At 30.6% G+C, this 22230-nt stretch carries 15 protein-coding genes; 13 read left to right on the forward strand and 2 right to left on the reverse strand.

The genetic code is table 11. The annotated features are described in order from the left end of the window. Positions 1-62: 62 nt before the first annotated feature. The 4 genes from EQ029_RS01375 to EQ029_RS01390 all read left to right on the forward strand — a co-directional run bounded on the left by EQ029_RS01375 (position 63) and on the right by EQ029_RS01390 (position 11610). Entirely contained in the window at positions 63-2879 is a 2817-nt protein-coding gene (locus tag EQ029_RS01375) for a YhgE/Pip domain-containing protein (RefSeq protein ID WP_057504870.1), read from the forward strand. Positions 2880-3165: 286 nt separating this feature from the next. Beyond that, entirely contained in the window at positions 3166-5061 is a 1896-nt protein-coding gene (dptF, locus tag EQ029_RS01380; protein ID WP_057504869.1) for a DNA phosphorothioation-dependent restriction protein DptF, read from the forward strand. Further along, complete coding sequence (gene dptG / locus EQ029_RS01385; RefSeq protein ID WP_057504868.1) at positions 5061-6419, forward strand: DNA phosphorothioation-dependent restriction protein DptG; 1359 nt, start codon at positions 5061-5063, stop codon at positions 6417-6419. The genes dptF and dptG overlap by 1 nt, the downstream gene beginning before the upstream one ends. Then, positions 6400-11610 carry a DUF87 domain-containing protein gene (locus EQ029_RS01390; protein ID WP_057504867.1) on the forward strand — a complete coding sequence of 1737 codons (5211 nt, stop codon included), beginning with the start codon at positions 6400-6402 and terminating at the stop codon, positions 11608-11610. The genes dptG and EQ029_RS01390 overlap by 20 nt, the downstream gene beginning before the upstream one ends. 53 nt (positions 11611-11663) lie before the next feature. On the opposite strand, the gene EQ029_RS01395 is transcribed toward EQ029_RS01390, so the two are convergent. Continuing rightward, the gene (locus EQ029_RS01395; protein ID WP_057504866.1) at positions 11664-12185 is read right to left on the reverse strand and encodes a hypothetical protein; all 522 of its coding nucleotides are present in this window, start codon (positions 12183-12185) and stop codon (positions 11664-11666) included. Positions 12186-12386: 201 nt separating this feature from the next. Between EQ029_RS01395 and isaB (EQ029_RS01400) the strand changes: the two genes are divergently transcribed. Next, positions 12387-12917, forward strand: a complete 531-nt coding sequence (gene isaB / locus EQ029_RS01400; RefSeq protein ID WP_011274688.1) for an immunodominant staphylococcal antigen IsaB family protein — start codon at positions 12387-12389, stop codon at positions 12915-12917. 110 nt (positions 12918-13027) lie between these two features. On the opposite strand, the gene EQ029_RS01405 is transcribed toward isaB (EQ029_RS01400), so the two are convergent. Continuing rightward, positions 13028-13441, reverse strand: coding sequence for a YolD-like family protein (locus EQ029_RS01405; RefSeq protein WP_037558359.1), 414 nt, complete (start codon positions 13439-13441; stop codon positions 13028-13030). Positions 13442-13827: 386 nt separating this feature from the next. On the opposite strand from EQ029_RS01405, the gene isaB (EQ029_RS01410) reads away from it, so the two are divergent. From isaB (EQ029_RS01410) to ahlS, 8 genes are all read left to right on the forward strand, one after another. After that, on the forward strand, positions 13828-14403 hold the full coding sequence (gene isaB / locus EQ029_RS01410) for an immunodominant staphylococcal antigen IsaB family protein (protein WP_057504865.1): 576 nt from the start codon (positions 13828-13830) through the stop codon (positions 14401-14403). A gap of 185 nt (positions 14404-14588) precedes the next feature. After that, the gene (locus tag EQ029_RS01415; RefSeq protein ID WP_011274692.1) at positions 14589-15053 is read left to right on the forward strand and encodes an arginine repressor; all 465 of its coding nucleotides are present in this window, start codon (positions 14589-14591) and stop codon (positions 15051-15053) included. 356 nt (positions 15054-15409) lie between these two features. Beyond that, entirely contained in the window at positions 15410-16645 is a 1236-nt protein-coding gene (gene arcA / locus EQ029_RS01420) for an arginine deiminase (RefSeq protein ID WP_057504864.1), read from the forward strand. Positions 16646-16813: 168 nt separating this feature from the next. Next, positions 16814-18244, forward strand: coding sequence for an arginine-ornithine antiporter (arcD, locus tag EQ029_RS01425; RefSeq protein ID WP_057504863.1), 1431 nt, complete (start codon positions 16814-16816; stop codon positions 18242-18244). A 34-nt stretch (positions 18245-18278) separates the two neighbouring features. Further along, on the forward strand, positions 18279-18962 hold the full coding sequence (locus tag EQ029_RS01430; protein WP_016930629.1) for a Crp/Fnr family transcriptional regulator: 684 nt from the start codon (positions 18279-18281) through the stop codon (positions 18960-18962). Between the two features lie 193 nt (positions 18963-19155). Next, a complete protein-coding gene (locus tag EQ029_RS01435; RefSeq protein WP_057504862.1) occupies positions 19156-19917 on the forward strand; it encodes an alpha/beta hydrolase in 762 nt (253 codons plus the stop codon). A gap of 294 nt (positions 19918-20211) precedes the next feature. Further along, complete coding sequence (locus tag EQ029_RS01440) at positions 20212-21207, forward strand: LacI family DNA-binding transcriptional regulator (RefSeq protein WP_057504861.1); 996 nt, start codon at positions 20212-20214, stop codon at positions 21205-21207. Between the two features lie 160 nt (positions 21208-21367). Further along, positions 21368-22216: an AhlS family quorum-quenching N-acyl homoserine lactonase gene (ahlS, locus tag EQ029_RS01445; protein ID WP_016930631.1), complete on the forward strand. Its 849-nt coding sequence runs from the start codon at positions 21368-21370 to the stop codon at positions 22214-22216. Positions 22217-22230 lie beyond the last annotated feature (14 nt).

The following is a 22230-nucleotide window of genomic DNA, read 5'->3' on the forward strand; positions in this document are numbered from 1 at the left end:
AAAACAATGCTTAATATCATTTTGAGATAAAATCTTAATATTTCATTTTTAGGAGTGTGAAAATGAAAAACGCACTAAAATTATTTATAACGGACTTGAAGCGAGTTGCTAAGACGCCAGCAGTTTGGGTTATACTAGCAGGACTTGCGATATTACCGTCTTTCTATGCTTGGTTCAACTTATGGGCTATGTGGGATCCTTATAGTCATACAGGTCATATCAAGGTTGCCGTTGTAAACGAGGACAAGGGTGACAAAGTTCGTGGCAAGAAAATTAATGTTGGTAATACATTAGAAGACAATCTTAAGAAAAACGATAAATTTGATTGGCAATTTGTTAGCCGGGAAAAGGCAGACCATGAAATTAAAATGGGTAAATACTATGCTGGCATATACATACCTAAAGAATTCTCGCATCAAATTACTGGCACATTAAGAAAGAAACCACAAAAAGCCGATATCGAATATAAAGTTAATCAAAAAATCAATGCCGTCGCACCGAAAATGACCGATACAGGGTCAACGGTCATCGTAGACGAAGCGAATAAACAGTTCAATGAAACCGTCACGAAAGCGTTACTACAAGAAGCGAATAAAGTGGGTATTCAACTCGAGGATGAAGTACCTACAATTAATAAAATTAAAAATGCAGTTTATGCAGCACATGACTCATTACCACAAATCAATAAAATTGCGGATCGAATTGAATATTTGAATGATCATCAGGATGATCTTGATAAATATGCAAATCAATTCCGTGCGTTAGGTAACTACAAAGGTGATATTTTAGATGCGCAACAAAAGCTTAATGATGTGAATGCGGCCATTCCGTCACTTAACGAAAAGGCAAAACTCATCTTAGCACTTAATGAATATATGCCGAACATTGAGAAATTATTAGATGTAGCTTCTAATGATATACCGGCACAATTTCCTAAGATTAATAGAGGCGTGGATATTGCTAGTGAGGGGTTTGATCTAGCGAATACGCGTTTAAATGATGCACAAGGTTATCTTACATCTGCTCAGCAACGTGTAGGTGATTATCAAGAAGCGGCAGGGCGTGCTCAAGAAGTAAATAACCAAGCCAATAGTGCATTGCGTCAACAAAGTACATCGGGACTTCCTCAATATCAAATTCAGAAGTTGAGCACAGATAATAGCCAGGACACGGTAAATGATAATCAAATCGTCTCAAACAATGACGTGAAGTCTATGAATAGTGCGCTTGCAGAAGCATTATTAACACTTTCAAGTAATTCTGATAATCAAGCGAAAGCAACACAGTCAGACATTAAAGCCTTGAAAGATATATCTTATGGTGTTATTGGTTCTAATCGACCAACGGAATTTAATGACATGTTACGTAACTTAAAAACACGTCTTGAAAATAGCTCGAAAAGTAATCAACAATTGATAGACGTGTTAAAAGAATTAGAAAAAAGAGAACATGTCGATTTATCGTCTCAAATTAAACAAGTTGAGAGTGCCAATAATCGTATCAGCGATTCATTACGTTCAACGAATCAACTCATTGATGCACTGAAAAATGGTAGTTCAGGTAAAGCAGAAGCAGTTAACGTATTACGTTCGTTACCAGATTTAAATAAAGCGTTAGGTAACTATCGTGATTTCATTAAAAATGACTTAAACAATCGTTTGTTAGTTGTATCTAATCAAATTACACAAGAATTAAACAAAGGTCAGAATACGTTATCAGACGTTCAATCTAAATTAAATACGATTAATCGTGTTATCATTGCTGGTCAGGATATAGTTACAGATGGACAGAATCGTATAGCTAACATTCAAAGCGAATTACCTGCTTTAGAACAAACCTATATTAATGCGATGCAAACTGCTCAGAAATATTTCCCTACAGTGAAAAAAGACGTAGCGAATGCAGCTGACTTTGTTCGTAATGATTTGCCAGATTTAGAGCAACAACTTGCGAATGCGACAGCAACAGTAAATACAAACTTGCCGACATTGTTCAATAAGTATGACAATGCCGTTGATTTATTAAATCAAAATCAACCACGTGCGAAAGAAGCGTTAGCAAACTTAGCTAATTTCTCTGAAAACCGTTTGCCAGATATTGAAAAAGATTTAAACAAAGCGAATAAAATATTTAAAAAATTAGACGAAGATGATGCGGTAGATAAAGTGATTGATGCGTTGAAGAATGACTTGAAGAAACAAGCCGACGTGATTGCGAATCCTATTCATAAGAAGCAAGTAGATGTCTTTCCAGTTAAAGATTATGGTTCAGGTATGACACCATTCTATACCTCTTTATCTATATGGGTAGGGGCATTATTACTAGTAAGTTTATTGTCTGTAGATAATAAACATGAAGCCTTGACAGATGAGTTGACGAAACGTCAAATTTATTTAGGTAAAGGTGCTTTCTTTATAATGATGGGTATCATTCAAACGTTGATTGTAACGATTGGTGACTTGGTTATTTTGAAAGCGCAGGTTGAATCGCCGACCTTATTTATCTTAGTCGCACTGTGTGGTGCTATTGTCTTTAATACGATTGTGTACACATGCGTGTCATTACTTGGAAATCCAGGTAAAGCTATTGCAATCATTTTACTAGTATTACAAATCGCTGGTGGTGGAGGAACATTCCCAGTTGTAACTGCACCTAAGTTCTTCCAAACGATTTCACCATATTTACCATTCACGTATGTGATAGATTCCTTACGTGAAACGGTAGGTGGCATTGTACCAGAAATTTTAATTACGAAAATGATTATCTTAATACTATTTGGACTAGGATTCTTTATTTTAGGCATCTTAGTCAAACCAGTTCTTGATCCAATTATGCGTAAAATTTCTAAACGCGTGGATGAAAGTAAAGTAACGGAATAGACTATAGTATCTCTAATATAAAAAGGGTCTTGAATAAGTTATTTTACTGTCTGTTTAACTAAGTGTATAAGAAAATTGAATTAATTTAATAAGAAGTATAAAAGATAGTTTTAGTGTGAAGTTATCATGCTAGAACTATTTTTTTATAAAAGTGTTTTTTAAAAGTGGAGAGAAACTAAAAAATAATTGTTATAAATATTTTAAACTATAAAAATAGTTTGAATTATATATTTTTGTAATATTATTAGGTATCATGATAGTGATGCAAAAATCTTAGGGGGATAATATGGAGATAAAAAATATAATTAAAGATAATTTTTTTAAAACCTTAAAAATGATAGATATCTCATTTGATATTTATAATCTAGAAAAAGTCAATATTAATGTTTTTAATTCGCATATATTTAAACTACGAACACAACAACTTGTCGACAATACTACTTATGAGCTATTAAGGAATATAAAAAATCAATTAAAAGAAGTTCAACAATATGGGGATGAAAATAGCTATATCAAGTTAAACGAGTATTTAAAACATTTGAAAAGTTATATTGAAAAACAAAGTAATATTACCAGTAGCAATCTTATTGATTTGATGAATAACTTAAGCACCTCTTCAAGAGAATCAATAGTTAATACTGAAGAATTTAATAAATTTAATGAATATCTACATGTACATAGAAAAATTGAAAATGAATTAAAAGAATCTTTGTTGAATTTAAAAAGTAAAGATAGAGGAATTATTTTTTTAGTTGGGTCTGTAGGTGATGGGAAGTCACATTTACTATCATATTTAAATAAATATCAACCTGAATTATTTAAAGATGTATTTATATATAATGATGCTACTGAAAGCAATAATCCTTATAAAACAGCAATTGAAACCCTGGTAGAAAAATTAACACAGTTTGAAAAAAATGAGATAAATAAGATAGTAATAGCTATTAATGTTGGTATGCTCAATAATTTAAACGAATACTTGAGAGCGAATAACATAAGCTTAGAAATTATAAAAACTATTGAGCAAAGTAATATTTTTTCAAATAAAGGTATGAACAATTTGTACTTTGGATTAGATAATATTTCAATAGTTTCATTTTTAAATGAAAAAGTATTTAATATTGAACAAAGTGAAGTTAAAAGTGAATTTTATGATGCAATTTTTAATAAGATTTTTTCTGAAGATATGGGTAATCCTTTTTATAAAGCTTTTATTGAAGATGATGGTTTTAATAGAAAAGAACCGATTTATCAAAATTATTTATTAATGTTAGATAAAAATGTTCAAACTACTATCAAATATTTAATTATTAAAACACAAATAGTAAATAAAAGAATCATCTCGACTAGAGCATTACTAAATTTTTTATATGACATTATAGTCCCAGAAATAAATCAAAGAAGTAATGATTCATTTTTAGTTAACATGCTATTTAATAGTAACGGTAAATCTTCGTTATTAACTTCAATGCACTTTCAAGATCCAGTGCTATTCCAAAGTGCTAAATTAGATAAACTTAATATTGAATTATTTAATACTCTCGATTTGCAAGCAAAGTGCGAACAACTTTTTGGAGAAGATAATTATAAAAAGGTGATGAGTTATTTATATTTGTTGGATGGTTTAGATCATAAACGACGATTTGAAATGATAGTAAGGTTACACTATTTGTTCGACTATACAGAATATGAACCTACTACTTTTATAAGTTTTATAAATATGATAAGTGATTTAAATACAAATAATGCTTTAAAAAAAGATATTTTAAATAAAGTAATATTAGCAATTTATAGATGGAAAGGTTCTCCTAAGAAAAATTATATATACAATGAAAGTCTAAAACCTGAGACAAGCATTCAAATTGGTTTAGAGTTTAAACCTAAGGTCCATTTAGTGTGTGTAAATGAAAAAAATAATTTGATAGTTCAACTTAAGGTTCAAGAATATATAGCTGAAATTGAAATGGACTATAATCTATTTAATTTATTGGAAAAAATAGAAGCTGGTTACGTTGTTAAAGAAAAAGATAAAATTGAAGCAATAGTATTCACTGAATTTGTAGATAGTATAATAAATAATCTTGAATCCAATGAAAATACAATTATTAAGTTACCTTCTAGTAACGAGACATATATAATTCATGATGGTTTTCTAGGTTATCAACTTGAGGAGGTTGACTAATGGATTTTAACGGCACTAATGCATTAATAAAACATTTAAAATTAGATGAAGGTTCTCCTAAATATAACAGAAGCTTTGATTATAATATACTTCCCTTTTTTACTCGACAAAACGAAAGAGCAAAATTTAAAAATGGATTCATGCCGATTATTGGGGCTATGGCTAGATACAGTTTAGGTTTAAAAATTGAATATAATCATGAAGACTATGATATAAGCAATATCTATGAAAATGTGGAGAGTGTAGGACATCTTGATGAAAATGAAAAAAACATGTTACTAAAAAGACTCTTTGATTTTGATAAGATATCTTCAATTAATCATCCTCGGATACTTAATTTTCAACCATTAAGTGAAGGTTCTGATAAAAAAGGAGAAATCAATATAGCTTTATATATAAGTAAAGCTTTTGATTTAAATAATAATTTAACTTGGAAAAACTTTATTAGTACAACCAAATCTCATAATTTAATGGAAAAAATGTTTTTTGATTCAATAAAAAAAATTGGTACTAAAGAAATAAAGAATAGTTTTGTCACATTACCAGATGATTTATTTACTACGCGAAAAGAAGACTTAGATTTTTTATTGAAACATAAAGATTTTGCTTTAAAAAATTTAGATAAATTCTTTGCTTTTTATTATTTTCAGTATATTACACAGACAGTTATCAATACTGATAATTTAAATAAAATTAAAAATGGAGTAGAGTTAGAGCCATTGTATTTCACATTAGATAGTGAAAAGTTATCCTCATCTAGGATTACATACAAAAAAGGATTCAATTATATTAAAGAGAGAAAAAAATATACTTTAACAAATGACAATTTAACAGGGTATTTAAATATTATAATTAAGGATATAAAAAATGACGATAAATTTTATTCATTAACAGAGATACTGAATTTTGATAATAATATGATAAAAAATATAAACTATGAATTATCTAAAATGATGAGGATTTATAAAGAAAAATTGTCTAAGGAAGATGAAATATCAGATGATTTCATGGAGAATTTAAAGGTCTTCAAAAAATGGTTATACACTGATTTGGATGCTGCTACTAGTTCGCGATATTCAAAATCAATAGACGAAATTGGAGACTTATATTTTCTAAAAAGTCGTGGTAGTTTAGGGAAAACATTGACAATCAGGAACGACTTATTAATATTATTAACTTCAATAATTGTTAAGGATGAAAAGAAATTAATTAAAGAAGTTTTTGTAGAGTTTGAAAAACGAGGAGTCTTTTTTGATCGATATACAAAAGAAGATGTAGTTAATTTCTACGAGAAAATGAATATTCTTGATAAGAAAAGTGATAGTGGGGAGGTAAAGTATGTCAAACCAGTTTTATAATTTTTTAGATAAAGAATTAAGAGCTTATTTAAATAGCACTTCTTTAAACGCAGGGGATAGGTTCTTTTTGATATTAAATAATGACGATGAAATAAGTAGCTTAAAAACAGCAATTGAAAATTCAAAGGATAAGAAAGTTAACAGCTTCAGATCAAATGAATTCAGCTTTGAAACTATTTATTATATGATAAACGATAAAAAAGTAATCTTTGTTTTCGCGCACGATGGCGTTACCAATGATTTTTTAGTGACTATAAGAAATAAAGTATCTTTGCAAAAAGGAGAATGGGAAAATTCAGTAGTTATTTTCTTGATGAAAGAGGACTTAGATAGTATAACAGGCGGCTCATTAGATTTATCTAAAAAAGGAGCACCATTCCATACTAATTCTCTAAAGCAAAACTTAGATAAAATAGTTAATAAGGAGAATCATAGTTTAGAGAAACATGAAAGCGAAATTTTAAAATTTGTAATAGAAAGAAAATTCTCAGATGAACTTGTTAAATATACTTTGCTAGACTTTGAATCTGTATTTAGTATTATTCAACAAGGTGAAATTAAAAAAGAAGATTATTTAAAATTGGAGCTTTTTGAAGATAAACAATTAAAGAGTTTTTCAAATTCAACTAAAGATATAAAAAATAGGCTTATTGAAAATAGTGATTTATTTGAGACTGTTTCAGTTATACATGATAGAGGAAATATTAAAGAAGATATTGAAGAAAAATTCGGTGTCAGTGCCCCTCCTAAATTAGTAAAAGATAATTGGTATGAAGCGGAATTCGAGCCAATTAGAAAAAGTAAAGAGACGGTTGATAATGAAAAAAGGGTGAAAATAGAGTTTAATGATGAAGGATTTTATCATCAATTTAATAATATTGAAGTATGGAATAAAAATTCTGGGACAACTAAGGTTAAATCAAGAGAAAAAAATATAATTATCTTTAAAGAATTCTCAAACTTAGAAACTATAATCTTACCTTTTGACAAACATGATGATATTAATCCATCTTTTATTAATACTAATAGAGCGAAAATATATAACCTATCTAAAAAAGAGACGTCAAAAGTACAATTTAAATCTAAATCTAAAGGTAAATTAGTCATTGATCTTAGTGAAATTAAAGATGAAAATGAGTACTTTATTGATTTTACATATAAACATAATAATTCAACTTCTTTAACTTTTAAATTTAGGATTTTGTTAGTGAATTTTAATAGTTCCAATATTGAAAATCTTAAAACTAAGTATAAGTTGAAATATAATGTTCAAAAGAAAAAGGTTGAATTTATCTTAGATAATGTCGAAAATTTACTATCAATTAATGATGAAAATAATAATCTAAGTAAAGTGTTTGAAAATGGAGAAACTTACGATTTGAATGAAATTTCAAACTTAGACTTCAGTCCATTAGTTAATGCTGATATTGATAATATTTATATTAATTTAAAAATCAATGATATTGAGTATATAGTTAGATTAAGTGAATTTGTAAATAAACCGGTTCCAGTTTCAAGTTCTAATTTAATAAAAAAGGTTTTTGAGAAAAAAGAATCTATGATTGTTAAAGATAATATAGCTATTCAAGATACAAATGAATATTATCTATTTAATGATTTTAAAATCATAACGCAAATTGAAAAATCAATGATTGAAAACAACTTTACTAATGGAGTTATTAAAGATAACCAGCTAGTTGGTGAAACAAAAAGTTTACCACCTTTAGTAGAAAAAGCATATAAGCAATTGTGTGAGGTAATAATTCAGAAAAAAACAGTTCCTAGTTTAATGTATTATGATGAGGACATTAGTAGAGCTGTTTCTAATTATTGTGAAACTATAGAAGAAGTATTGAAAAGTTTAACTGATAATGAAAAAATCACTGAAAAAGAAATATTAAATGTACATGAATTAGGTACTGTGACCGATGATAACAATATATATTTCACCTCATTACATCCACTAATATTAAGATATGAATTAAATAAAACTGAACGTTTTAATGATGATGAAATAAGTGAAAAAGTTTTTAGAAAATATAATCCTATCGGTTTATTACCATATTTTGTAGATGTAGAGTCTAATTATTATTTCGCTAACTATACTGAAAGTGGAGCCAGATGGATTACATATAAACCTTTTGAGACTACAAATAAAATGAGCTCAGAAAAAATGCAGTTTATTATTAAAACACGTTTGAACAACTATAAACAACACTTTAAATATTTATTTGATATTAATAGGAACTATGCACTTAAAGTAAGGTACATTGATGTTAAAGATTATAAGACAGTTATTAAAGGAACTATTGAACACCTTTTAGATCAAATGAAAGATATACAATCAATTCATTATTTAAATCCAGTAAATGTATATATGGATGCTATTGAAATTATTGATAATATATATGCTTTATATAACATTAAAGACAGCGATGAATTATTAGAAGCATATAATATAAAAATTCCTAGTAATATTAAAAAGAAATTTAACGAAGAAGATATATTGGAAACAATAAAATCTAAAATAAATATATTCGTTAATAAGCAAGAAGAAAATATCTATCACATTACGTTTTTTAATTTTAATCAAGAACCTAAGTTTAGTGTGAGCAATCTTAAAGAAATTTACTCTTCTGTTACTAGTAAAGGTCTATTATCAAATATTAGCTATACTAAAATAGGTAATTCATATTTATCTGGATTTGGTACGAGAGGTATATCAGAGAATAACGATTTAATTTATAGTGCATTATTGTGGAATAGTTTTGTTTCTAATAATAAAAATTATCGATTAAATCCATATAAGAAAGATGAAGGAATCGTTAATAATGTTATTAGTATCGAAAATCAAAACCTTGATGGTGTTTTTAACGATACGAATTGGGTAACATTTATAGATCCTTCTGTTGATTTATCTTATTTCAATAGTAATGATTATGATTTGTATGTTATTCATTATAATGATCAAACTTCATCGTTTAATTATGAATCAATTACTGTAACAAATGATACAGAACAATATAGTAATATTCTTAAAGAATTTTTAAATAAAGTTAACGTAGATTATACTCCACATAATATTGATAATATTATCCGATCTTTCAATATCCTTAATGGTGAATGGCTTTTATCAGTTATAGGAAATAGAGGGTCTAAATCAAATTACGGGGATCATTCTATTAGAGAAAAATTAAGTATTATTTCAGCATATAAACAAGTGTTATCAATATTAGCCCATGAAAAAATAACTTGGATTCCAATTTCTATGGAAGAAGTACTTCGAGTGAGTAGACAACAAGGTCTGGATGCAAGTTCAGATGTTTTCTCGGCTAAGGAACTTAATCATAGTGGCTCTATTTCAGATGACTTGTTATTTATAGGCTTAGAATTGGAAGAAGAAAATGCAAATGTCCATTTTATGCCAGTTGAAGTAAAAGTCGGTATTAATCACACTAATGTGATTGAAAAAGCTAAAGTACAAATAAGTCATTTGTTTAAAGTACTGGAAAAAGAATTGATTACTCCATCTTCTCAAGTTTTAACTCAAGATTTTTATAGACAATTTTTCTTGAATTTATATTTTGGTAATTTAAATAAATTTATTGAAAATGGTGTAATTGTGGATGAAAAGATGCACTACATTTATGAGAAAAGAGCAGAAATTTTAAACGGTAACATTACTTTCTCTACTAAGATAAAAGATGAATATGGTATAGGAATAGCAGTATTATTTAATCAAGAAAATAGTTTCAGAAAATTAATTAAAGACAGCGAGAAAAATGTATATGAATTACATTTAACTGAACTAGATGCGTATAATGACGCAGAAAAGGATTATGAAACTGTTAAACATGAAATATTAAACAATCAGAGAGGGATTGATTTAGCAAATTTACTAGTTTCCCATACAAATTATAATCTAACTAATGAAAATAGTGATGTATCAACTTCCACTCTTGAAGATGAAAATAATGTGAACAATGATTCTAATAAAGTGGAAATTCCTCCTACTAATGATTGGGAAGATAAACCTTCTGTTATTGAGGAAATAGATAGAACTGAAGAAAATCACGATTTAGAAAATGTGAGAATTTTATTAGGAAATGCAAAAGGTAGTACTGAAAAAGTGTATTGGGAGTATGGTCATAAACAATTACCTAATCGCCATATATTAATTAGCGGCAAATCTGGACAAGGTAAAACTTACTTTATGCAATGTCTTCTATATGAAATGGCTAAAAATAAACTTGATAGTTTAGTAGTTGATTACACAGATGGTTTCTTAAACAACCAATTAGAAGAGGAATTCACACGAAAACTAGGAAATAATCTCAATACTAAATTTATTTTTAGAGATAAGCTTCCGATAAATCCTTTTAAAAGAAATGAAATAGACTTAGGTGGCTTTACCGTGCCAGAAGAAAATGATGATATAGCAGATAGAGTAGTTCAAATTATAGATTTCGTATTTAAACTTGGTATCCAACAAAGTAGTTTATTAAAAGAATCTATCAAAAGTGGTTTAGATATATATGGCGAAAACTTTACTTTCACTAAATTAAAACAAAGATTGATTGATCAAGAAACTACTAATGCTAATACTTTAGTTGGAAGAATTGACAAATTATTAGATAAAGACCCGTTTGCATATAACAACAACGAGTTTACTTGGAATGAAATATTCAATAATGAAGGTAAAGTAACTATTATGCAATTAAAAGGTTTTGTTGCAAGTATTCAAAAAGTGATAACTGAATTCTTACTATGGGATTTATATAATTTTACCGAACGAGAAGGAAGTAAAAATGTTCCTATCCCTGTTTTATTAGATGAAATGCAGAACTTGAATCATAAAGAAAGTTCTCCTACAACTAAAATTTTAAAAGAGGGTAGAAAATTTGGATGGTCTTCATGGCTTGCTACACAGTCTATCAGCTCTATAAAAAATAACGGAGGAGATATTTCGGCACTATTTAATGCCGCTGAGCAAGTTCACTTTGCCCCACCGGAAGATCAAATCGCCTTTATTAGTAAGAATAAAAATAATGACGAAAAAAGAAAAATGGAACAAGATTTATCATCATTAAATAAAGGAGAATGTTTAGTAATAGGTTTTTCTAACATTAATGGAGAACTAGTCAAAAAAACAGAAATTGTTGAAGTAACTTCTTTAGAAGATAGGGAATAATTAAACTAGGCCGCCTAATGGGTAGTTATAAGACTACTCATTAGGCGGTTGTTTTAATTGTCTTTATTATTTTGACTGCTACCCTGAGCTGAACTACTTGAACTTTGTGTTGAACTACTGTTAGTTGTCGTTTTATTTTGGGTGCTAGGTTGTGTTGTTGATGGCTTTTTCGTAGAAGGTTGTTGTGTACTTGGTTGTTGTGTTTGTGTTTCTTTAGTATTCTTTTCTGAAGTAGCACTTTCTGAACTATTTTGTCTTGAACTGTTTTCTTTTGTTTTAGATTGTTGTGTTTGAGTTGTCGAGTTATTTTGTTGTGTAGAATAACTTTGTTGCGTGTTTACAGTGTTGTTTGACGCTGATTCTGATTGTGCATTTTCTCCATTATCAGATGTAGTAGATTGCTCATCAGTTTGTTCTTCTTTCGTTTTATCTTTCTTCTCTTTTTTATCATGCTTCTCAGTTTTATGATCATCACTCGAATTTGAATGTTTAGTACCAGTTGCTGCAAAGAATATTGAAAAACCTAAAGCAACAACAAGTAATAAAATGACGATACCTGCCAATACTTTTTTCAAGGTGTATCCTCCGTCCTTAATTCATTTCTTTATCTTATTATAATAAAACTTCATAAAATAGATAGTATTTACACAATTTTATAATATTAAATTTTGTTTACTAAAATTTTTGATAAATAGGTCTTAAGTACAGTGAATGTTTGTATGTATTGTGCGATAATATAAATGAAGTGTAATTCTAATATAGAAAGAAGGACTAACATGAATAAAGTAGTTAAAACTATTGCCTCAACAACATTAGCATTTGGAACACTTTTAGGAGTGAGTAGCGCGGTATTACCAGTACAAGATACTGCCCATGCAGCAACGCAAACTAAAGGGTATTACTACTCTTATAATGGTTACGTGGATAAAGACGCTAAATTCTTAACAGACAAGAACTTTATTAACGCAATCAAACATGACAACATTAAATTTAATGGTATCAAACTTGCTAAAACAAATAGCACAACTGTAAAAGAAAAGTATAATCAGAAATTTACTGGCGTAACAAGCAATGGCAAAAAAGCGAATAAATTACAATTTATAGTTAAAGGCGATTTAACGTACAGTCAACTTAAAAAAGCTTATGGTAAAGATTTGAAAAAAGTAAAAGGCAACAATAATGTTAAAGGTAGCGGTATTTACGTTTATAAACCAAATAAAGATGGTTTAGCAACATCATTTGTTCTTAATAACAATAAAGTTGTAGAAGTAGATATTAGTTACGTAGGCTTTACAACAAGTAAATAATATTTAGAAGAGCGCATAAATGGGACTTTCTCATCTATGCGCTTTAATTTATCTCTAGTTAAAATAAAAATCATGTTTCAGTGATATGAGTCACCAATTACGCAGCACACTTACTCTACATTACAAATAACCTCAAAATCGAGTTTCATCGTTTGTGAACCATTCTCATTACTAATTGTGATACAGCGATTTAGCGAATCGATACGACGTATATACGCAGCAATTGATTGAATATAGCCATTTCTCCAATAACTAATCATTGCCAATTGGTGCTGTGTGAATTTATAAGTGAGCTGTCGATTGATATTTTCGAATTGATCATCTGACAATGAAGGCATGGCAATTTTATTCTGTTCCTCAATAAAATCATTCAATCGTTGATATTGTTCTGGCATTGTCGCAAAGGGAGCCCACTTCACCATGCCACGTCCTTGAGGAATATTAGCGTCTAAATATTGTCTTGGTATTTTACGATAATCAGTTTCATATTTATATTCATCTGGCGCATTAGGATTTGGAATCATGTTAACCACCTCAAATTCATTATAGAACATATGTTCGTATTTTGGAAGTGGTTTTCTACAATATAAATTAATTTTATATTTATTTTGGAAAAGTAAAAAAGACTATATAAAAGAGCCATAAGTTTAACAAAGGGGAAGTAAACTTATGGCTATAGTCATTACATAATATAACTTTTTGTGAAGGAGTTAATGGGGATGTTACTCCTATATTTAGTATAACATAATTTATATAAAAACATTATTTAACGATTTATGAAAATTAATTTTGTGTAATTATAAACAACATTACATCAAATATGAAACACTTCTAATTAGTTAAACAAAATTGTATAACAGTCATGAATAGCGTATGATATGTTTAGTTATAAAGAAAGAAGGCTTCTAATTTGAGAAAAACTACAAAAACATTAGTCACAACGACATTAGCACTAAGCACATTATTTGGTGTAGGTGTTACGAGTGCATTGACGGAAACATCTATTGCACATGCTGAATCTAAAGCTACGACAAACACAACTCATTCTAAAGCGAACGCGACATCTGCATATTACAATTATAAAGGATATGCAGGTCAAGACGTGTCATTTGTATTAGATAAACATTTTAAAAATGCAATAAAAGCTGAAAATGTCACATTCAATGGTATTAAATTGAAAGCAACAACATCATTTAAAAATGTTAAAAAATATGATCAATATTTTAGAAACGTTTCGAAAGATGGTAAAACGGCATCATTACTTGATTTAAACGTAACAGGTAAAATGACATTGGATCAATTAAATAAAACTTACGGTAAAGATTTACAAAAGGTAAATAACCATAAGCATAATACAACAGGCATCTATTTCTACCAGCCAAATACAAAAGGAATGACAGTATGGTTTGATGTAGATAAAGGTAAAGTTGATCGCGTAGTAATGGGCTATAGCACTGTAAAACAAGCTATGAAAGAAACAAAATAACTTAACTTGAAAGACACCTCAAAAGTTGGATGATAAATCTCACTTTTGGGGTGTTTTTATGTAAATAATTAAGTTTATAACAGAATTTATGAAATACCCCACACAAAGAAAGACAAAAAAATGATACGTTAAAAGTAAAACATAAATATAGCGTAGGCTGTATAGGGATAGAGGGAGTTTATAATATGAAAAAGAATAAACGTCTAGATCTCATCGCAACGGTAGTTAAGAATAACCGATTTAACAAAAAGGAAGAGATTGCAGATTACATCGATACGCATTTCGGGGTACGCTATAGCGTAACTACGATTTCAAGAGATTTGAAAGAATTAAAGATTTTTAAAGTTCCAGCTGTAAGTAATCAATCCTATTATAAAAAGTTAGATAATACGCAACAAATGGATGCTAAAACGAAACTGCTACATTATTACGACAGTGAAATTAAAAGTATTATAATAAAAGATAGCTACATACTTATCAAAACATCTCCAGGATTTGCGCAATGCATTAATTATTTTATTGATCGAATGAATATTAATGAAATATTAGGGACAGTAGGTGGCAATGACACATTGATGGTACTAACTAATTCTGAAGAAATGGCTAAATATGTGCATTATAAATTATTTAATCATAAATATTCAAATTAATGTATAAAATATAATGTAGATTTACTTTTTTATATTATCTATAATAGAGTGTAACGCACCTAATTTATAATGTTCATAACCTAAGTAGTTATATAAATGTAGATACAAATCACGGGTGTTTATAAATACAGAATGATGCATAAAAAACTTTTTGGTTAGACATCGGCATGTCAACATGAATGAAATATACATAATAATCACTAATCACCTAACATTATTGTATATTCAATCAAAAATATGCATTGAATAACCAAAAAGCATGAATTAACACACATTTACAATGTGAAAACAATCACATAATGAAATATGAAAGCGCTTTATACTCTAGTTGTAGATAAATAAAGGAGGAAATGAATATGACTCAAGGACCTATCCAAGTAAACAGTGAAATCGGCAGATTGAAAACAGTATTACTCAAACGACCTGGTAAAGAACTAGAAAATTTAGTACCAGATCACTTAAGTGGCTTGCTATTCGATGATATTCCTTATTTAAAAGTGGCACAAGAAGAACACGACAAATTTGCACAAACACTTCGTGATGAAGGTGTAGAAGTTGTTTATCTAGAAAAACTAGCAGCTGAAGCCATTGCAGATAAAGATGTGCGTGAACAATTTATTGACGATATTCTTGCAGAATCTCAAAAAACAGTCTTAGGACATGAAGCTGAAATTAAAACATTCTTTGCGACATTATCAGACCAAGAATTAATTGACAAAATTATGGCTGGTGTAAGAAAAGAAGAAATTGAACTTAAAACAACACATCTCGTTGAATATATGGATGATAGATATCCTTTCTATTTAGACCCAATGCCTAACCTTTACTTTACACGTGACCCTCAAGCATCAGTAGGTAGAGGTATGACAATCAACAGAATGTATTGGAGAGCACGTCGTAGAGAATCTCTATTTATGACATACATTCTAAAATATCATCCAAGATTTAAAGATGCAGATGTACCGGTATGGTTAGACAGAAATTCACCATTTAACATCGAAGGTGGCGATGAGTTAATTCTTTCTAAAGATGCTTTAGCCATTGGTATTTCAGAGCGTACATCAGCACAAGCGATTGAACGCTTAGCACGTAATATATTCAAAGATGAATCTACAACATTCAAAAAAGTGATTGCGATTGAAATTCCAAATAGCCGTACGTTCATGCATTTAGATACAGTATTCACAATGATTGACTACGATAAATTCACAGTGCATTCAGCAATTTTCAAAGAAGAAAATAATATGAATTTATTTACAATTGAATACGATGAAGCCAAAGACGACATTAAAATCACACATTCTAATAAACTACGTGAAACGCTAGCAGACGTACTTGGCGTTGAAAAAATCGAGTTTATCCCAACTGGTAATGGTGACGTGATAGACGGCGCACGTGAACAATGGAATGACGGTTCAAACACGCTATGTATACGCCCAGGTGTGGTTGTTACTTATGACCGAAACTACGTATCAAACCAATTACTTCGTGATAAAGGCATTAAAGTGCTTGAAATTACTGGTAGTGAACTTGTTCGTGGACGTGGGGGCCCAAGATGTATGAGCCAACCATTATTTAGAGAAGATATTTAAAGTATTTCGAGCAAACGTAAGGACTTTTTTGAAAAATACATCGCAGGGAAAGTGATGTAGAAATATAACACAAGGAGAAGGGTTTGAAGCAGGATTACCAGACAATTGAATAATGATGCTTCAAGCCCTTAATTTAAAAGTAATCCTCCTTAGAAGGGGAAATGAATTATGAATGAATCAGACACAAACAAACTTGGTAAAACGTCACTTATTGGTTTAGTCATTGGTTCTATGATTGGTGGCGGTGCGTTCAATATCATTTCTGATATGGGTGGTCAAGCCGGTGGTTTAGCAATTATGATTGGATGGATTATTACCGCAATCGGAATGATTTCACTCGCATTTGTCTTCCAAAACCTCACTAATGTAAGACCGGACTTAGAAGGTGGAATTTACAGTTATGCACAGGCTGGATTTGGCGACTTTATTGGTTTCTCAAGTGCTTGGGGCTACTGGTTTGCTGCGTTTCTAGGTAACGTAGCCTATGCAACATTATTGATGTCAGCAGTAGGTAACTTCTTCCCAATCTTCAAAGGTGGTAATACGCTACCAAGTATTATCGTCGCTTCTTTCTTATTATGGGGTGTGCACTTCTTAATACTTAGAGGTGTTGAAACCGCAGCTTTTATCAATAGTATTGTAACTGTTGCAAAGTTAATTCCTATATTCTTAGTCATCATTTGTATGATTGTAGTATTTAATTTCGATACATTTAAAGCAGGGTTCTACGGAATGACAAGCGGTGGTACAGGTATATTTAGTTGGGGCGATACAATGTCTCAAGTTAAGAGTACAATGCTTGTAACCGTATGGGTGTTCACTGGTATTGAAGGTGCAGTGGTATTCTCAGGTCGTGCTAAATCGAAAAAAGACGTAGGTACTGCTACAGTAATTGGACTTGTTTCAGTACTTGTTATTTACTTCTTAATGACTGTATTGGCACAAGGCGTCATTCAACAAAATCAAATTGCTGATCTTGCAAGCCCATCAATGGCACAAGTGTTAGAACATATCGTTGGTCATTGGGGTTCAGTACTCGTTAACATTGGTTTAATTATTTCTGTTTTAGGTGCATGGCTTGGTTGGACATTACTAGCTGGTGAGCTACCATTTATAGTGGCTAAAGATGGCTTGTTCCCGAAATGGTTTGCTAAAGAAAATAAAAATAAAGCACCAATCAATGCATTATTAATTACAAACATTCTAGTACAAATATTCTTAATTAGCATGTTATTTACAGATAGTGCATATCAATTTGCGTTTTCACTTGCATCAAGCGCGATTTTAATTCCGTATATGTTTAGTGCCTTTTATCAATTAAAATACACAATTGAGCATAAAGGACACGCTACAGTGAAACAATGGGCAATCGGTATTATTGCATCAATCTATGCGATATGGCTTGTGTACGCTGCAGGTATTGATTACTTGTTATTAACCATGTTGCTCTACATCCCTGGTCTATTTGTTTATCGTTTCGTACAACGTAATAACCATAAACCATTAACGAAAGGTGACTATATCTTGTTTGCAGTCATTATCATACTTGCAATAATAGGTATCACTCGCTTAGCGATGGGAAGCGTTTCAGTATTCTAATAAAAAGTTTTAAAAGATTTAGGAGTGTATCTCAATGGCCGGAAAGACATATATCAACAACAGAGATAATGATTTAAGTGAAGGACTCAAACAATTAGCGTCTTACTTAAATATTCCAACAGGTGTCATTCAAGCTTTCAAGAGTGAATGTTTCGTGCGACGTTACAATAAAGGACAAATCATATATTATTCATCTGATCAGCCCACCTATGTGTATTTGTTACTAGACGGTATTGTTTTGCGTGAAACAATTAATGAAGATGGGGACGCTTATCGTAAGCTTAATAAAGAGCAGCTATTATTTCCGTTAAATCATCTCTTTCGAAAAATTGAATTAAACGAGATGTGCACAGCTATAACACCATGTAATGTAATAGGCATACCTAAAGATATGTTGGAATATCTTTGTAAAAATCATGACGACATATTTGTTACACTGTTCGAAAAGTTAAATAACGAACTTGAACTGCTAATGGAATACAATATGGCATTAACCACAAAGTTGGCGAGAGAACGCATTGAGAAAGTACTATATTATTTATGTCATGCAATAGCATACGATCATGATGAATTCTACGAAATTAAACATATCATGACCATTCAACTACTAAGTGATTTAGCAGGTATTTCACGTGAAACAACAGGCCATATTGTACATGAACTAAAAGAAGAGAAAAAATTGATAAAAAATGGCAAAAATTGGATGATTATAAAGTAGTAAATAAGACACAAAGCCCCTTTATATACGAAAAGCGTTTATATTAAACTACCAAACCGATATAAACACAATAATTGCTACTTAAGACGTTGGTGACATCACTAACGTCTTTTTGCATGCTTGGGTAACACCTTTTTCAGAAAAAGTGTAAAATAGATATAATCATTTATTATTAGAAGGGGCGACAATCAACATGGCACTCATGACAATCAATTACTTATCACCATCTTTAGGTATGCAACAATCATTTGTAGCAATTATTCCAGAAGACGGCAGTTTCTTCGACGAAACACAATCACCTAAATCTTATAAATCACTAATGCTATTGCATGGATTATCAAGTGATGCAACGTCGTATACACGCTTTACCAGTGTTGAGCGATATGCAGATGAACATCAATTATCTATCATTATGCCGAATGCAGATCATAGTGGCTATGCAAATATGACGTACGGTCATAGTTATTATGATCATATATTGGAAGTGTATCACTATGCACATAAGCTACTTCCACTATCACCAAAACGTGAAGATAATTTTATTGCAGGTCATTCAATGGGTGGTTATGGCACGATGAAATTTGCATTAACACAAGGAAGACTCTTCTCTAAAGCATCTCCATTATCTGCTGTCTTTCAAGCGCAAGGGTTAATGCAACTTGATTATCCAGATTTCGCACCGAAAGCAATTACAGGGGAAGATACAAATATCAAAGATACTGAACTCGATACATATCATTTAGTTGATGAAGCGGTCGAAAAAGGATTAACCATACCTAAGTTGTTGATTCAATGTGGTACAGAAGATTTCTTATATGAAGATAATCAACAATTTATGACATACTTGGATGATAAAGGAATTGACTATCAATATGAAGAAGGTCCTGGAGAACATGATTATGCATTCTGGGATAAGGCCATCAAACGCACAATTGAATGGTTAGTAGAAGAATAGGAATGAAAATGAATTTGGAATCAAAATGATGAATAATAGGGAGTGGGACAGAATTCTTTTTAAATTCGTCGTCCCCCCCCCCGCAAGGATGACTAGAACTGAAAAAAGCTTGATTTAAGCGCATTTTCAGTTCAGTCAGCTACTGCGAATTTGCAAAATAGCATCATCATATTATTTATGTCCCAGGCTCTTTTTGACATATTTAAAATGTTGAATATCTAACTTGAGTGATTGACAAAAATGTAGCGACAACCTATCATAAATAATGAAAACGTTTTCATTAAAGGTGGTACTATGGCAACAATTAAAGATGTAGCTCAGAGAGCAGGATTATCTATATCGACGGTTTCAAGATATTTAAATCATCATCCTTATATTTCTGAGGATAAGAAAATTAAAATCCAACAAGCGATGGATGAACTTGATTATGTGCCTAATTCAGTCGCTATGCAATTGCGTTCCAACAAGTCGTATACGATTGGTATCATCGTACCTAGAATTACGAATCCATATTTCGCGTATTTGATTGATGCAATTGATAAAGAAATTAAAGGTACACCATATCATACGTTAATCATGCAAACATATAATAATAAAGAAGAGGAATTAAGATTATTAAATATGTTTAAGCAAAGACACATTGCTGGTGTGATTATGGGTGCACTTGAAAATGACATAGAAGTTTTAGAGACGTATACGAAATATGGACCTATTATTTTATCGGCAGATCAATCAATGCAGTCTGATAAAGTAAAGATTATACATACCAACCAACGTCAAACGACGTACGATGCCATTCAATACTTAATTAATAAAGGATATCGAAACATAGCTTATTGCACGGACAATAGTTACTATGATCATTGTTTTAATAAACCTAGAAATGTCGGATTTAGAGTAGCGATGAAAGATAATGGTCTAGATATTAGAAATGAATGGATTTTTAATAATGTTCGTACAATTGAAGATGGTGAGCAGATAGGGAAAATATTGTTGCGGCAAGAACAGTTACCAGATGCTATATTTACAGGTAGCGATGAAGTGGCATTAGGGTTAATGCACTTTATGACTGCCCATCAAATAGATATTCCTAACCAAATCGCCATTATGGGATATGATAACCAACCCATTTCTAGTTTGTTGAAGATTCCATTATCGACAGTCAATCAACCAGTCAATGACATTGGTAAGCAATTGATTAACTATTTATTGGCATTACTTGAAGAGACAGAATTTAAAAGCAAAGATGATGTATTAAAATTAAATATCGTAGAACGACAAAGCACATAAATAGAGCCTTCCATTTCGAATTTTAAACGAAGTGGAAGGCTTGTTTCTATTTATAAATCAAACAAGGATACTTGAATATTGTAAGTAATCATCGTTATGTGTAAAATGTAAATAACATCTATGTATAATACATGTAAAAGTTAATAAGGGGATGAGTAGCATGGTAAATGTAAAAAAACAAAGAATGAAAATTTACGTACTAGACAATGGACGCATGAAGATGGATAAAAACTTGATGATTGCTAATTCAAACCAAGCGACGATGGATAATCCAAATCAGCCTAATGAAATGCATGAATTTCCTATTTACACTGTATTCATTGATCATCCTGAAGCAAAGATTTTATTTGATACAGCATGTAATCCAAATGCTATGGGAGATAATGGGCGTTGGATTACAGCAACACAAAAAGCGTTTCCATACTTTGCTGACGAAGCATGTCATTTACCTAATCGACTTGAACAAATTGGCATAGACCTTAAAGATGTTGATATTGTTGTGGCCTCTCACTTGCACTTAGATCATGCAGGATGTCTTGAATACTTTACAAATGCGACTGTCATAGTGCATAACGATGAACTCAACGGGACAATGCAATCTTATGCACGTAACCAAAAAGAAGGTGCGTATATATGGGCGGATATAGACGCATGGATTAAAAACGATTTAACTTGGAAGACTATGAAACGAGATGAAGATTATTTAAAACTCGTAGATGGCGTTAAGGTCTTGAATTTTGGCAGTGGTCATGCATGGGGCATGATTGGCTTAGAAATTGAAACTGAAGAACTTGGAACAATTATTCTCGCCTCAGATGCTATTTATACGAAAGAAAGTATGGAACCAACACTTAAACCTCCAGGTATCTTGTATGATTCGGTTGGGTGGACAAATTCTGTAGAAAAGATAAAAAAATTAGCAGCAGAGAAAAATGCACAAATTTGGTTTGGCCACGATGGAGAACAATTTGCTAAATTTCGAAAATCAACAGACGGATATTATGAATAGGGACTTTCAAGGGA

Origin of the sequence: Staphylococcus haemolyticus (assembly GCF_006094395.1) — a bacterium.
In the GTDB taxonomy this organism is placed as follows: Bacteria; Bacillota; Bacilli; order Staphylococcales; family Staphylococcaceae; genus Staphylococcus; species Staphylococcus haemolyticus.